General features: G+C 43.1%; 15 protein-coding genes and 1 pseudogene. All 16 read right to left on the minus strand.

Annotation, left to right across the window (positions count from 1 at the left end; genetic code table 11):
* Positions 1-46: 46 nt before the first annotated feature.
* Positions 47-2,590: a M1 family metallopeptidase gene (locus tag LXO72_RS04380; RefSeq protein WP_195324104.1), complete on the minus strand. Its 2,544-nt coding sequence runs from the start codon at positions 2,588-2,590 to the stop codon at positions 47-49.
* Between the two features lie 131 nt (positions 2,591-2,721).
* The gene (phoU, locus tag LXO72_RS04385; RefSeq protein WP_006596567.1) at positions 2,722-3,375 is read right to left on the minus strand and encodes a phosphate signaling complex protein PhoU; all 654 of its coding nucleotides are present in this window, start codon (positions 3,373-3,375) and stop codon (positions 2,722-2,724) included.
* 14 nt (positions 3,376-3,389) lie between these two features.
* A complete protein-coding gene (pstB, locus tag LXO72_RS04390; RefSeq protein ID WP_048717263.1) occupies positions 3,390-4,148 on the minus strand; it encodes a phosphate ABC transporter ATP-binding protein PstB in 759 nt (252 codons plus the stop codon).
* A gap of 36 nt (positions 4,149-4,184) precedes the next feature.
* Positions 4,185-4,988 (minus strand): phosphate ABC transporter ATP-binding protein PstB, encoded by an 804-nt coding sequence (gene pstB / locus LXO72_RS04395; protein ID WP_048689960.1) that lies wholly within the window; start codon positions 4,986-4,988, stop codon positions 4,185-4,187.
* Positions 4,989-4,999: 11 nt separating this feature from the next.
* On the minus strand, positions 5,000-5,884 hold the full coding sequence (gene pstA / locus LXO72_RS04400; protein ID WP_233331654.1) for a phosphate ABC transporter permease PstA: 885 nt from the start codon (positions 5,882-5,884) through the stop codon (positions 5,000-5,002).
* The gene (gene pstC / locus LXO72_RS04405; protein WP_048717261.1) at positions 5,874-6,785 is read right to left on the minus strand and encodes a phosphate ABC transporter permease subunit PstC; all 912 of its coding nucleotides are present in this window, start codon (positions 6,783-6,785) and stop codon (positions 5,874-5,876) included. Before pstC ends, pstA begins: the two co-directional genes overlap by 11 nt.
* A 17-nt stretch (positions 6,786-6,802) precedes the next feature.
* The gene (locus tag LXO72_RS04410) at positions 6,803-7,669 is read right to left on the minus strand and encodes a phosphate ABC transporter substrate-binding protein PstS family protein (protein WP_129268864.1); all 867 of its coding nucleotides are present in this window, start codon (positions 7,667-7,669) and stop codon (positions 6,803-6,805) included.
* 130 nt (positions 7,670-7,799) lie between these two features.
* Complete coding sequence (locus tag LXO72_RS04415; RefSeq protein WP_195214040.1) at positions 7,800-9,104, minus strand: RsmF rRNA methyltransferase first C-terminal domain-containing protein; 1,305 nt, start codon at positions 9,102-9,104, stop codon at positions 7,800-7,802.
* The gene (locus LXO72_RS04420) at positions 9,101-9,874 is read right to left on the minus strand and encodes an inositol monophosphatase family protein (RefSeq protein WP_233331655.1); all 774 of its coding nucleotides are present in this window, start codon (positions 9,872-9,874) and stop codon (positions 9,101-9,103) included. The genes LXO72_RS04415 and LXO72_RS04420 overlap by 4 nt, the downstream gene beginning before the upstream one ends.
* The gene (locus LXO72_RS04425) at positions 9,864-10,142 is read right to left on the minus strand and encodes a UPF0223 family protein (protein ID WP_023026658.1); all 279 of its coding nucleotides are present in this window, start codon (positions 10,140-10,142) and stop codon (positions 9,864-9,866) included. Before LXO72_RS04425 ends, LXO72_RS04420 begins: the two co-directional genes overlap by 11 nt.
* Position 10,143: 1 nt before the next feature.
* Positions 10,144-10,545: a Spx/MgsR family RNA polymerase-binding regulatory protein gene (locus LXO72_RS04430; RefSeq protein WP_040803090.1), complete on the minus strand. Its 402-nt coding sequence runs from the start codon at positions 10,543-10,545 to the stop codon at positions 10,144-10,146.
* 127 nt (positions 10,546-10,672) lie between these two features.
* Entirely contained in the window at positions 10,673-11,590 is a 918-nt protein-coding gene (locus LXO72_RS04435; protein WP_195214042.1) for a bifunctional riboflavin kinase/FAD synthetase, read from the minus strand.
* Between the two features lie 4 nt (positions 11,591-11,594).
* Complete coding sequence (gene truB, locus LXO72_RS04440; RefSeq protein ID WP_195214043.1) at positions 11,595-12,491, minus strand: tRNA pseudouridine(55) synthase TruB; 897 nt, start codon at positions 12,489-12,491, stop codon at positions 11,595-11,597.
* A gap of 165 nt (positions 12,492-12,656) precedes the next feature.
* Entirely contained in the window at positions 12,657-13,418 is a 762-nt protein-coding gene (locus LXO72_RS04445; RefSeq protein WP_195214044.1) for a hypothetical protein, read from the minus strand.
* Positions 13,419-13,462: 44 nt separating this feature from the next.
* Positions 13,463-13,534 carry a hypothetical protein gene (locus LXO72_RS10225; RefSeq protein ID WP_414286247.1) on the minus strand — a complete coding sequence of 24 codons (72 nt, stop codon included), beginning with the start codon at positions 13,532-13,534 and terminating at the stop codon, positions 13,463-13,465.
* 148 nt (positions 13,535-13,682) lie between these two features.
* Positions 13,683-13,931 (minus strand): annotated as a pseudogene (gene truB / locus LXO72_RS04450) (tRNA pseudouridine(55) synthase TruB); the annotation flags it as partial.
* Positions 13,932-14,227: the final 296 nt, after the last annotated feature.

Raw genomic sequence — 14,227 nt, forward strand, 5'->3', positions numbered from 1 at the left:
AGAGAGGCCTACAAACCTGCAGGTTCCTCTCTAGGAGCTTTTTTCTTTATTTCGTTGCTAGAAGGGCTGCTTCAACAGCTGCTTTCTCCCGCTCGATGAGATCAATACGAGCCGCGATTTCTTTGATTCCCATCTTGATATTACGGCTGATCGCCATATCATCCAATTGAGGCTCAAAGAAGGCCTTGTATTCATTCAAGCGTTCACGGGTCTTGAAACAGTTAGCTGGGTAGATGACAAACTTATCAAAGCTCATATCACCACCAAGTGCTTTCTTGATCCAATCCCAGTTTTCACGCGCCCAAGTCCAGGTTCTACCTTGGGTAAAGTCATGGTGCAAGAAATTGAAGTACCAGCTCATAGCCAAGTCCTGAGGTTTCACCACATCCTTGTTCTTCCACTCTTTCAATAGAGCTTCCAAAGTTTCCTTATCCTTGGTATAAGAAAGTGCAGCCGCCAACTGGCGTTTAAAGTTTCCATCAACTGTCTTCACATAGGTATCCAGGTATTGTTGGCTAAGTTCCTTGGTTTCCTGGTGTTTGATTTGGTTGACCAAGATTTGCAAGCGAATGGCAGCTGCAAGTTTTTCTAGATCAGCTGCGTGCGCTTCGAAGATAGCGCTCGCTTGTGCTTTTGCAGCTTCATCATTGGCCTTGATCATATTAGCAATCATTAGCTGACGAACTTTTTCGTCTTCTTCTGATTCACCAGGCTTAGCTTCCAGTCCCAAGCGTTCAAAATTGTAACGGTTCAAGCGTTTCAACAACTCATGGAAGGCCACTTCTGTTTCAGTTCCTTCATCCACAAAGAGACTGATTCCAGCTAAGACACTCGAAACAGCTGAAACAACCAAGTAGGAACTTTCTTCTGTCAAATGTTCAATCACTGGCAAGAGGCTTGCATAAGATATTTGACCACTTTCTGCTAAGAGACGGCGTTCTTGAACCACTTGTAGTTTCGAAGTGCTATCTAAGTTAGCAAGGTCAGCAAGGATGTCTTCTAACAATTCCCCACGGTAGTCACTGATATAGTGAGCTGTATTTTCTGTATTGAAGCGAAGAGCTCCGCTGTTAGCTGCTTTCAAGGCACTGTAGTTTGGAATTTCTAAGACTTCAGTTTCCAAGGTATCTGGAATACCTGTCCAGTTGCTATTCAATGGAACAACCCACTTACGGCCTTTTTCTTCTCTTTCTCCGATGAAGAACTGCTCTTGACGGATGATCAAGGTATCGTTCTCTACAACAGCTGAGACAACAGGGTATCCTGGTTGCTCCAACCAAGAATCCATAAAGGCTGCGACATCACGACCTGAAGCTTGCCCAAGAGCATCCCAAAGGTCACGACCGATGGTATTTCCGTATTGGTGTTTTTCAAAGTAAATCTTCAACCCTTTACGGAAGGCATCATCGCCTAACCAACGGCGAAGCATGTGCATGAGACGGCTCCCCTTAGCGTAAACGATGGCTGGGTCAAAGAGGGTGTTGATCTCGTCTGGGTGTTTGACTTCCACATGGACCGATTGAACACCATCTGTAGCATCGCGTTTCAAGGCAGCAGGCACACCAGTTGTTTGGAAGTCTTCAAAGATATTCCAGCTTGGTTCGATGGCATCCAAGCTGACATATTCCATCATATTGGCGAAGCTTTCATTCAACCAGAGGTCATCCCACCATTTCATGGTCACGAGGTTTCCGAACCATTGGTGAGCCAACTCGTGAGCCACCACTAAAGCTACTGTTTGACGGCTTTGGGCAGTCGAATTCTCATCAACAAGAAGGTAGACTTCACGGTAGGTTACCAAGCCCCAGTTTTCCATCGCACCTGAAGAAAAGTCTGGAAGGGCGATATGAAGAGATTGAGGGATTGGATACTTCACGCCATAGTAGTCTTCATAAAATTCAATAGCACGTACGGCAATATCCAATGAGAAGTCCAAGTTTTCTAATGGGTGAGCTTTGGTAGAGTAGACACCGACTAGGGTTCCATTCTTGGTCTTAGCTGTCACTCCTTGAAGGTCTCCAGCCGCAAAGGCCAAGAGATAAGAAGACATACGTGGAGTCGTATCAAACTTCCAAATCCCTGTTTCTTTACGGTTTTCCACATCGATTTCAGGCATGTTAGAAAGAACGATTTCTCCCTCTTCTTGGTCAAATTTCACAGCCAAATCAAAGGTCGCTTTGGCTTCTGGCTCATCCACACTTGGGAAGGCTTCACGTGCAAAGTGGCTCTCAAACTGAGTAGAGATTACTTCCTTCTTTACACCATCTACTGTGTAGTAAGAAGGATAAATTCCTGTCATATTGTCTGTAATCTTACCTGCATAAGTGAGGGTAAGGTTTACTTTTCCAGTAGCAGGAACTTCGATAAAGACAGCCTCTTCCTCATCATTGACTGTAAAGGCACAGTCCTGCCCGTCTACTTGTACAGTTTCGATGATCAAATCCTTTTGGTGAAGAGAGATGCGAGTCTCTTTTGCTTCTCCGCTAATGATCACTTTCCCTGAGAAAGTTTTACTAGAGCGGTTCAAATCTAAGAATAGATCGTAGTGCTCAGGTACAAATGTATCAATAAAATGTGCAACTGCTTGCATGAGTAACTCCTTCTTCATTTTTTCTCATCTTCTATTCTAACATAAATCCTACTAACTGTAAGGTAAGAGGGGGCAAAACCAGACCTACAAAAAGACAAAAGTCTGAGATCATGACCTCAGACTTACTTTTCTTATAATTCCACAATTTTTCCAGTTTCGAAGTAGACAACCCACTCACAGATATTTTTAGCGTAATCACCAATACGCTCCAAGTAGTTGATGACTTGGAAGTAATCACGTCCAGTAATGATCAAGTCAGGATTATGCTTGATTTCTTCCGTTGCTAACTCTTGAATACGATCATAGTACTCATTAATTTTTTCATCGCGAGTTGCTACTTCATAGGCCGTTTCAACATCCCCTTTTAAGTAGAGCTCCAAGGTTGCTTCAACAAAGTCTTTGACTTCTCGACCCATTTTGCTGATTTCTTCTTCTACAACCTTACTACGAAGTTCTCCCTTCATACGGATGGTTGCACGGGCGATAGATACCGCATGGTCTCCCATACGCTCCACGTCAGATACAGCTTTTAAGACAGTCATCACCATCCGAAGATCCTGAGAAACCGGTTGTTGAAGGGCAATCATCTCAAAGGATTTGCGCTCCAACTTCACTTCATACTCATTAATCTCCGCATCATCTTCAATCACCTGACGTGCCAGATCACGATCATGAGTGACAAAAGCTCGAACCGTGCGGTTGATCTGGGTCAAGACTTCATTTCCCATGGCATAAAACTGGTTATGAAGCTTTTCTAAATCTTCTTCAAATTGTACACGTAACATTTACTTTCCCTTTCTTATCCAAACTTCCCTGATACATAATCTTCTGTTTCCTTACGAGCAGGGTTCAAGAAGATTTTTGAGGTGTCATCATACTCGATGAGGTCCCCATCCAAGAAAAAGGCCGTCCTATCCGAGATCCGACTAGCTTGTTGCATAGAGCGCGTCACCAAGAGCATGGTATAACGATCCTTCAATCCATAAAGCGTTTCTTCAATCTTTCCAGCAGAAATCGGATCCAAAGCTGATGTTGGCTCATCCAAGAGGATAATCTTAGGACTGGTTGCCAATACACGCGCCACACAAACCCGTTGTTGCTGTCCCCCTGAAAGACCAATCGCTGAATCATGGAGACGATCCTTGACCTCATCCCAAATAGAAGCATTTTTCAAAGAGGTTTCGACTGCTTCATCCAAGACTTGCTTGTCCTTGACCCCATTGATCATGAGTCCGTATGTGACATTGTCATAGATAGACATAGGGAAGGGGTTGGGCTGTTGGAAGACCATCCCGATTTCCTTACGAAGTTCTACTGTATCCGTCCGAGGACTATAGATATTGTGACCATTGTAAATGACTGTTCCTGTTGTTGTCACCTCATGGTTCAAATCTCCCATCCGGTTGATGGCTTTGAGCAGGGTAGACTTCCCAGATCCAGACGGGCCGATTAAAGCCGTGATTTCTTTAGGGGTGAAATCCAGTGACACACTATTCAGTGCCTTTTTCTTATTGTAATAAACCGACAAGTCCTTGACTTGCAAAATTGGTTCTGTCATGTTTTCATCCTTATGTTATTTCAATGTTGCCAAATCCTATCCAAAGTGACCAGATACATAATCGTTGGTTGATTGCAGTTTTGCATTTTGGAAAATGTTGGCTGTTTTATCATACTCGATCAAATCACCTAGATAGAAGAATCCTGTATAATCGCTAGCACGAGCTGCCTGTTGCATGCTGTGGGTCACGATGATAATAGTATAGTCCTTCTTCAACTCTAGCATGGTTTCTTCCAACTGAGCAGTCGCGATAGGATCCAAGGCTGAAGCTGGCTCATCCATGAGCAAAATCTCTGGTTTAACGGAGATAGCCCGGGCAATACAAAGGCGTTGCTGTTGACCACCTGAAAGCGTCAAAGCAGACTTGTGCAAGTCATCCTTGACCTGATCCCAGAGGGCTGCTTGCTTCAAAGATTTTTCGACGATTTCGTCCAAGACCTTCTTGTCTTTGACACCTGCCCGCTCGTGGGGGAAGGTGATATTGCGGTAGATAGACTTGGCAAAGGGATTTGGTCGTTGGAAGACCATTCCGATATGCTTTCTCATTTCATAGACATTGATATCTGGACGGTTAACGTCAATCCCTTCGTACCAGATCTCCCCAGTCACACGCGCAATATCAATGGTATCGTTCATCCGGTTCAAACTTCTAAGATAGGTAGATTTCCCAGATCCAGAAGGACCGATCAAAGCTGTAATTTTATTCTTCTCAAATTGCATATCCACGCCTTTGATGGATTCATTTGAACCATAGTAGACATGCAAGTCTTTGGTCGAAAGGACCACTTTTTCTTCAGGAAAAGTAATGATATGTTTCTCATCCCAATTGTACTTTGACATTTCTTCTCCTTTTATGCTGAGGTTAATTTCTTATGGAGGTAAGTACCGAGCTTACGCGCTCCAAAGTTAAAAATCAAAATGAAGATCAACAAGACTGCAGCCGATCCAGCGGATACTTCAATCGCATCTGGAATGGTTCCTTCACTATTGACCTTCCAAATGTGGACCGCTAGGGTTTCTGCTTGACGGAAAATAGAGATCGGACTGGTGACACTAAAGAGGTTCCAGTTGCTCCAATCCAAGGCTGGGGCAGACTGACCAGCAGTATAAATCAAGGCCGCTGCTTCCCCAAAGATCCGCCCAGAAGCTAGTACGACACCCGTAATAATACTTGGCAAGGCTTCAGGTACCACCACGTGAATCACGGTTTCCCAACGAGAAATTCCAAGCGCAAGGCCGGCTTCCCTTTGTGTATGGTGGACATTTTGCAAACTATCTTCAATGTTTCGTGTCATCTGAGGCAGGTTAAAGACCGTCAAGGCCAAGGCCCCAGAAATAATCGAGAAGCCATATTGGAACTGCACTACAAAGACCAAGTAACCAAAGAGACCAACTACGACCGATGGGAGAGAAGACAAGATCTCAATACAGGTCCGAACCAAATTGGTCAATGGGCCCTTCTTGGCATACTCTGACAAGTAGATCCCTGCCCCTAATGAAAGTGGGAAGGAAATAATCAAGGTAATGACTAAGAGGAAGAAGGAATTATAGAGCTGAATCCCAATTCCTCCCCCTGCTTGGTAAGAAGAGGATTTACTAGTCAAGAAGGTCCAAGACACATGTGGCAACCCTCTAACCAGGATATAGAGAATCAAAGAAGCAAGAATAGTGACAATAATTCCAGCAATTGCATAGAGAACCCCTGTCGCTATCTTATCCATTTTTTTAGCGTGCATAGTTCTTCTTACCTCTTTCTTTCGTGATCAATTTGATAACGCTGTTGAATGCCAAACTCATCAGCAAGAGCACCAGGGCAAGTGACCAGAGAACGTTGTTGTTAACTGTTCCCATAACCGTATTTCCGATACCCATGGTCAAGATAGAGGTCAAGGTGGAAGCTGGGGTTGTTAAAGAATTTGGAACAACCGCTGAGTTTCCGACCACCATCTGAATAGCCAAGGCTTCACCGAAGGCACGGGCCATTCCAAAGACAACTGCTGTAAAAATACCTGAGCGAGCCGCCTTTAAAGTGACATGCCAAATCGTTTGCCAACGAGTCGCTCCCATAGCCATACTCGCTTCCCGATAGTGACGAGGCACTGCCCGTAAGCTGTCTGTTGTCATAAAGGTCACAGTTGGAAGAATCATGACAAAGAGAACAAAGACCCCTGACAAGATCCCAAATCCTGTCCCACCAAAGATGGAACGAACAAATGGAACCACCACTTGCAAACCAATAAATCCGTATACAACAGAAGGAATTCCTACCAACAATTCAATGGCTGGTTGCAAGAGACGAGCTCCCTTAGGAGAAACTTCTGTCATAAAGACTGCCGCACCGATGGCAAATGGTGTCGCTACCAAGGCAGACAAAAGGGTTACAATGAAGGAACCCAAGATCATTGGCAAAGCCCCAAATTCTTTCCCTGATGGATTCCATGTGGATCCGAAAAGGAAACTAAAGACATTGACCTTGTTGACAAAGAAGGTCGATAATCCCTTTTGGGCTACAAAAATCAAAATCAAAGCTACAACAAAGACAATCAAACTCATACAGCAGAAAGTAATGGTTTTACCAAATTTTTCCAACCGAGAATTATTGGACTTTGCGAGCATTTTTTTTGCTACTTCGTTCATGTTTTACCTAATTCTTCTTATTTCTTCGTAATGTTACCGTCAAGATCACGGCTGACTTTCATATCATTGATTGGGATATAGCCCATCTTACCAACGATTTCCTGCTGGACTTCATCAGTCATCATGTAATCCAAGAATTTCTTAGCCAATTTACTTGGCTCACCCTTGGTATACATATGTTCGTAAGACCAGATTGGCCAGTTATTGTTCACCACGTTTTCCTTAGTTGGTTCATAGCCATTTAACTTCATAGTTTTAACACTATCATCCACGTAGGTAAAGGCCAGATAAGAAATGGCACCTGGAGTCTGGGAAACAATGTTTTTCACCATTCCATTGGAATCTTGCTCCTGAGCCTGTTTTGGATCTTTCCCATTCATGATGATGGCATCAAACACAGCACGGCTACCAGATCCTACAGCCCGGTTCACAATGGTAATTTCCAGGTCTTCACCACCCAATTGCTTCCAGTTAGTATATTCACCAGTAAAAATCTTACGCAATTGTTCGGTTGTCAAATCGTCTACAGAAATATTCTTATTGGCAATAATAGCTGTTCCCGCTACTGCCACTTGATGGTCTACCAAGCTAGAAGCATCGATGCCATCTTTTTCCTCTGCAAAGAGGTCACTATTTCCAATGTCGACAGCTCCTGATTGGACCTGAGACAGACCTGTACCAGATCCCCCCCCTTGGACATTGACAATCTTACCGGGATGTTCTTCTATATAACGATCCACTACCCCTTCAACTAACGGTTGTAGAGCTGTCGAACCAACAGCTGTAATCGCTTCTCCACGGTCAATCCAAGATGCACAGGCAGATAGAGAAGCTGCAAGTGCTACTGTTGCTAGCCCAAGAACTAGCTTTTTGCATTTATTCAATGTAAGTCTCCTTGAATCATAATCAAATATCGTTTAAATCTTATCTCTAAACACTTGGTCATCTTCTAGTATTCTAGCAAGAATCACTCTATTTCCACTATAACATAGAAAGACCGCATTTCCTAATAATTTATCTAAATCTCAAGCCTTTTGGAAAGAAATTTTTCAAGGTCCGTCCCGTTACTTTAGCAAAGCCTAAACCATTGCCTCCAGCTAAGACTTGATACCATCCATTGGTAGAGGCCTGATCCAGTTGAATGGTCTCCCCAGCTACGTACTTGATGAAGTCTTGATCTGATAAGCTGACCGCTTTCTTCACTTGATCTGGCTTCAGAGCTAGGCCCAAAGCAAAGCTAGGTTCAAAGCGATTTTTCTTGAAAGTTCCAAGGTGCAAGCCATTGCGAGCAATCTTGACCTTTTTCAAATCAGGAAGTCCAACCGGCAAGAGATAAAGCTGATCTCCAAAACATTGGTAGAGGCCTTCTAGGTCAATGGCCAGGCAATCCTTGGCAAAAGCTTGCCACAACTTTTTCTGCTCAGCCGTTAGATTGGAACGGCCTTCCTTGATCTTCTTGACTTCAGGCTCTCCCTGATAAAGGAATTTAGCTACAAATTGCCCTTCCCCTTTGAAACGATGAGGGTACATCCGAGCTGTTTCAGGATGTCCGATCCCTTCTACCATGCCATTGATTTTTTCAATCGGTAGCAATTCCAGCTCATATTCGTCTAAGAGCCAAGAGACAATTTCTTCGTTTTCTTCTGGTGCCCAGGTACAAGTCGAATAAACCAGCTGCCCCCCTGGTGCCAGCATCTTGAGGGCATCTGTTAAGATTTCTCTCTGGAGACCAGCACATTGAGCTGGATAATCAGGATGCCAATAGTCCATAGCATCTGGTTGCTTTCGAAACATTCCTTCACCAGAGCATGGTGCGTCCAAAACAATCAAATCAAAATAGGCTGGGAAAACCTTAGCCAAGCGATTGGCTGATTCATTGGTCACCACGACATTACGGGCTCCAAAGCGTTCGACATTCTCGACCAGAATCTTGGAGCGGCCCTTGTGGATTTCATTGGAAACAAGGAGTCCTTGATTGTCTAAATAAGAGAGCAAGTGGGTTGTCTTGCCACCCGGTGCTGCCGCAAGATCCAAGACCTTCATACCTGGTTTTGGATGGGCTACTTGGGCTACCATTTGGGCAGCCGGTTCTTGCGAATAGACCAGTCCAGTGACATGGGGAATCGATTTTCCCGACACCTTGCCATAGTAACTCCAAGGCATGCCTGGAATAGGGTCATCGCCACTGATTTGCTCCGCCTTTAACGGATTAGTTCGATAGGCAGATACGGCCGACTCGTCAAAGGTTTGAAAGAAGGCCTCAGCCTCCTCTCCTAGTAGTTGATCATATTTTTCTTTAAATCCTTGAGGAAAGGTCATGCGTGTGTTCCTTTCTTCAAAAAGGGTTGAATCTCATCTAATTTACAAGTTGGCACCATCATGATGGGGTCCAAGGTCTCATAGTTGGGTTCTTTTCCTTCTAGAGTCAAAACAGAGTAACCTAGGCACTCGCCCATGATGGCTGCTGCTGCATAGTCCCATGGCCAGATATAGCTGAAGTAGCCTAAAATACCACCGGATAAAATCTTGGTAAAGCTGATACCAGCACTCCCATAAACCCGAATTCCTAAGCATTCTGCCCCCAGATCCGCCATGCCCCAAGCGTTGGATTTAAGCATGCCAACATTGGAAGCCACTAATAAATCACTAAGGGGACGATTTTGAAAGGGTTGCAGTTCTTGCTCATTGCAAAAGACTCCAAAATCCTTTCCACCAAAAAAGAGATGATCCCGCATGACATCATAAATCAAGCCAAACTGGCCAATCCCTTCTTCAAAATAGGCGACCATAACAGCAAAGTCTTCTTTTTGGGTCACAAAATTATTGGTCCCATCAATGGGATCAATCACCCAGACCTTACCGGAACGAATAGGTGCACGAAGATCATCCTCTTCCGCAAAAATGTGGTCTTCTGGATAGGCTTCTAAAATCTTGCCAACCAGGGTTGCTTGCACTTCTTGGTCCATTTGAGTCACCAAATCCGTCGGATTTGTTTTGACTGTAATTGCTAGCTGGTCATGCAGGTGCTCTCTAAGATAGCTTCCTGCTTCTTTGACAATGGTCTTAGCAAATTCTAATTTATTGATCAATCGAAAACCATCCTTCCCCTTTTTCTTTCGCAACTTTGGTTGCGCGATAAAGTGAGTAGCCACTGACCTCTTCAAATTCTTTGCCCAGACGCTTTTCTTCGCCAATACTTGGGACAACTTTCTTAAAAGCCTTATAGGCTTCTAGGTAGATGCGGGCATCTGCCTTTTGTTCATAGGCTTGTTCAACCTGATTAAAAAAAGAAAGCACCGAAGCAAGCTCTTCAGTGCTCCACGATAAATCGAGTGGGTAACTATAATTCTTATTCATATTAATGGATCTCCGCTCTTAATGTAGCAGACCTTAACTCTTCCTTACGATATCCTCGAGGGAGAAATGCACGGATTTCATCCTCATTAAAACCAATTTGCATCCGTTTCTTGTCTAGAATAATTGGGCGACGCAAAAGACTAGGATTTTCCTCAATCAACTTGATCAAAGCAGAAATCGATAAATCCTCTACATCAACATTTAACTTCTGAAAAATTTTAGAACGAGTTGAAATAATATCGTCTGTACCGTTCTCAGTTAGAGCTAAAATATTACGCAACTCCTCAGTTGTTAAAGGACTCGTCATAATATTGTGTTCCTTAAAAGGAACCTCATGTTTTTCTAACCAAGCCCGGGCCTTTCGACAGGATGTACAACTCGGAGACAAAAATAATGTAATCATGTTCTTCTCTTCTTTTTTTGGACACACTTAGCTGACTCTATTATACAAAATTATTCCGTGCTTGCATAGTGATTTTTTAATTTAGACAAAGAAAATTCTCCCCTTAAGGGAGAATTTCTAACAAAAATTATCTGGTCCATTGACGAGCCAGGATCTCGTCCTGATGCAGTTGCTTGACGAGGGCTTCTACACTGTCAAATTTGACCATTTCTCGAATCTTGTCTAACCAAAAAATCCGAATCGTATGTCCATAAATATCTTTTGAAAAATCAAAGATATTGGCTTCAAAGCGAAGTTCCGTCCCATCAAAGGTCGAGTTTTTCCCTACAGAGGCCATCCCCCGGTGACGTTGACCTAGCACTTCTACTTCGACGACATAAACACCATCTTGGGGGAGATGGGTGCGATCGATCGGTGCCAGATTAGCTGTTGGAAAACCAATGGTGCGACCCCGTGCATCCCCATGGACTACAATGCCACGACTGGATAAGGGATGGCCTAAAAGATCAGCTGCTTCTTTGACCTGGCCTGATGCAATGGCCTGCCGAATACGGGTTGAGCTGATTTTTTCGTCCTGGTCTAGGACAGGTGGAACGACGATGACTTGACCCTTAAAATAGGTTTCTAGATCACTAGCAACTTTCTTATCGCTACCAAAGCTATAATCAAAGCCTGCCACTAAGACACGCGCCCGAAGTGCAGTTAGGTAGGCCGCAACGAATTCTTGGGCCGTATGAGCCGCAAAATCACTGGTAAAATCGATAAGATATAGATCATCGACTCCCAGTTCTTCCATTCGTTTAAAGCGCTCCTCTGGGTTTTGGAGGTGGAGGAGTAGTTCTGGTTGGTAACGGGCAAAAGCCAGCTTTGGAGATTCTGGAAAGGTCAAAACAGCTACTCGAAGTCCTTGCTCATCGGCAATGGTGCGAGCTGTCCGAAAGAGCTCCTGATGCCCTCGATGGAGACCGTCAAAATAGCCCAAGACAAGAACGGTATCTGCTTGAGCTTTTATTTCTTTTTCACTAGTTACATAACAAATGTTCATAAATTTATTGTAACACACTTTCTGTCAGAAAAACCTTGCGAGGTTTGTAAAGTTCTTCCCTTTTTTCCAAAATGGCTACCAATTTCCCTTGGTAAAAAGCAGCCAACTCTCTGGCTTCGCTCTCAACCGGAATAAAGCGTCCTACTTGGACTTCACCGACCTCTTGGGCTGTCAGCTCTACTTTTTCCAGATCCCCGGTGCCAATCTCAAGTGGATGAAGGAAGCTCAAATCTCCTTGCCCTACTTTTTCAGCAACCTCTTCCAGGGTCAGGGCATCATCCAGTGTCAAACCGGCAGCACTGGTTCGGGTCAGATGAGACATATGGGCGGCGTAACCCAACTTTTGACCCAATTCCACCGACAAGGTCCGGATATAGGTCCCCTTGCTACATTTGACCCTGAAGCGAAAACGGGCTAGTCCTTCCTCGTAGCCAATCTCACCGATGCGCGTGAATTCATAAATCGTCACCTGTCGGACAGGCCGTTCCACTTCTTCTCCTGCCCGCGCATATTCATAGAGCTTACGTCCATTGACCTTGACCGCTGAGTATATAGGCGGTATCTGCTCCATTTCTCCCACCATCTGGGCAATCATGCGGTCCACCTCTGTTGCATCTAAAGGTGCTTCCACAGGGGTCAGCTCTACAACTTCACCACCGGCATCCTCCGTCGTAGTAGAAAATCCCAGAGTGATTTCTCCCTCGTAGACCTTGCCTTCATCTTGCATAAATTCGACCATTCGGGTCGCCTTGCCAACTGCAATCGGAAGCACTCCCACCACATCCGGATCCAGCGTTCCCCCATGGCCAATCTTCTTGGTACCTAGGATTTTTCGCAGTTTAAAGACCACATCATGCGAGGTCATCCCTGCTTCTTTTTTTAAGTTGATAATACCGTTCATGTCTTGCTTTCTATTTTCCTCTCTTCAGTTGTGGTCAATAAAGTTATATTAACTCGTTCCAGTATCATTTAAACCATTCTCTCATGCCTTTGATCAAGCTATTGGCACTTTTTTAAGATTTCTTTTAATATAGTCTCAATAATAAATCAATAGGTAAGTAATCTACTATTCACCTCTATCTCTCCAATTCTTTATGATAGTATAAATAAAATGTATCAGTATTGCTACTAAAAATGAGAATAAAGGGCGTAATGATACCAAACTGATACCCACAACAAAGAAGGCTGATAAAAAATAAATGATAAACGCCTCTAACTTAGAAGGTTTTCTAGCCTCTGGAAGCATATCTAAATGTTCCTTCGTTAGAGCTGAGCGATTAGTGAATTGATAAAAGAAACGATATCTTGCAGATAAAGAATCAATATCTAAAAAGTCATATCCCCTAATATAATCAATTACGTAAAACATCAGTAAATTGTCAATTTCGTCAATATTTTCAGTATAGAGAGAAAAATTTCTCTTTCCAGCAATTGCAATATTACTTGCAGCATAAACGGCAATCGGAATGCCATCTTTTGTGACAGGTGAAATATCTCCTTTACTACCTGAACCTACACACGTCATTTCATAGTTATTTAAATTAAATTGAAAAACTCCATGCCAGTATGCTTGTTCCCATAAATGTTCAAATCTTTTTTCTTCATAATAAATCAAATCCTTATTTAACCCTCTTGCGACTATTCTTTTTCTTTTAGAAATATATTCTGATTCTTTCAAGACAAGAATTTCTACATCTGTTGCATATAGACGATAACCTGCCTCTTCTTGAACGATTTCAATCCTTTCAGTCCAAAGTTCATCATCAGGTAATTTTGACTCAAGGATAAATCCTTCTGAGTTTCCACGTAATTTTAATTGTATTTCCATGTTTTACCCCCCTATTGATAAGTTCAATCCAAATGGTCCTAGTTTCATTTTTGCCTCTGCTTTTTAGTATCTGGACAATGATTAACAATCATGACAGGCTCCACACCTTCTCTCACTCGAACAACACTCCCAATCGGTAAAATGGAAACTTTTAATAGCTCAAAGCTTGATATTAAAAATGTATAATCTCTTAATCTGCCCCCATTTTTTTCAAATTATATTTGGACATATTTTCCATGGCAGATTGAAAGTCTCCTTTTAAGCCCCACTTGCATCCCCCGTCGTGGTAGAAAAGCCCAAAGTGGTTTCTCCTTCATAGATTTTGCCTTCATCTTGCATAAATTCGACCATCTGGAACGCTTTTCCAACTGCAATCGGAAGCACTCCCACCACATCAGGATCCAGCGTTCCCCCATGACCGATCTTCTTGGTTCCTAGGATTTTTCGCGGTTTAAAGACCACATCATGTGAAGTCATCCCTGCTTCTTTTTTTACATTGATAATTCCGTCTATCTGATTTGCTCTTTCTAGCTCATGTGTGATCACCCTAGTCACCGACCCTTTATTATACCATGAAAATTAAATACATTCTATTAGTTACCAATTAAGTGCGGATAGTTGATTTTACTATATTTTAGGTACTGTCAGATAATGCTCAAACGAATAAAAACGTAGTCATTCGATTGCCGTTATAACAGAAAATAGAAAAGGCTGTATAAACAACCTTTTTATTTTTTATCTAGCCAATTTGAACCTTACTTACTGTTTCTATACTTAAATCTTCAAATCGCTTCTTTCCGGACCGTAGC

Source organism: Streptococcus sp. XMC, assembly GCF_021341835.1.
Lineage (GTDB): Bacteria > Bacillota > Bacilli > Lactobacillales > Streptococcaceae > Streptococcus.

What these genes read in the sequence shown, in the direction of transcription:
- LXO72_RS04415 (WP_195214040.1), bottom strand. Translation starts at nt 9,104, where the DNA reads ATGACCTTTCCTCAAGGATTTAAAGAAAAATATGATCAACTACTAGGA.
- LXO72_RS04435 (WP_195214042.1), bottom strand. Translation starts at nt 11,590, where the DNA reads ATGAACATTTGTTATGTAACTAGTGAAAAAGAAATAAAAGCTCAAGCA.
- phoU (WP_006596567.1), bottom strand. Translation starts at nt 3,375, where the DNA reads ATGTTACGTGTACAATTTGAAGAAGATTTAGAAAAGCTTCATAACCAG.
- LXO72_RS04425 (WP_023026658.1), bottom strand. Translation starts at nt 10,142, where the DNA reads ATGAATAAGAATTATAGTTACCCACTCGATTTATCGTGGAGCACTGAA.
- pstB (WP_048717263.1), bottom strand. Translation starts at nt 4,148, where the DNA reads ATGACAGAACCAATTTTGCAAGTCAAGGACTTGTCGGTTTATTACAAT.
- pstC (WP_048717261.1), bottom strand. Translation starts at nt 6,785, where the DNA reads ATGAACGAAGTAGCAAAAAAAATGCTCGCAAAGTCCAATAATTCTCGG.
- pstA (WP_233331654.1), bottom strand. Translation starts at nt 5,884, where the DNA reads ATGCACGCTAAAAAAATGGATAAGATAGCGACAGGGGTTCTCTATGCA.
- LXO72_RS04430 (WP_040803090.1), bottom strand. Translation starts at nt 10,545, where the DNA reads ATGATTACATTATTTTTGTCTCCGAGTTGTACATCCTGTCGAAAGGCC.
- truB (WP_195214043.1), bottom strand. Translation starts at nt 12,491, where the DNA reads ATGAACGGTATTATCAACTTAAAAAAAGAAGCAGGGATGACCTCGCAT.
- LXO72_RS04380 (WP_195324104.1), bottom strand. Translation starts at nt 2,590, where the DNA reads ATGCAAGCAGTTGCACATTTTATTGATACATTTGTACCTGAGCACTAC.
- pstB (WP_048689960.1), bottom strand. Translation starts at nt 4,988, where the DNA reads ATGTCAAAGTACAATTGGGATGAGAAACATATCATTACTTTTCCTGAA.
- LXO72_RS04445 (WP_195214044.1), bottom strand. Translation starts at nt 13,418, where the DNA reads ATGGAAATACAATTAAAATTACGTGGAAACTCAGAAGGATTTATCCTT.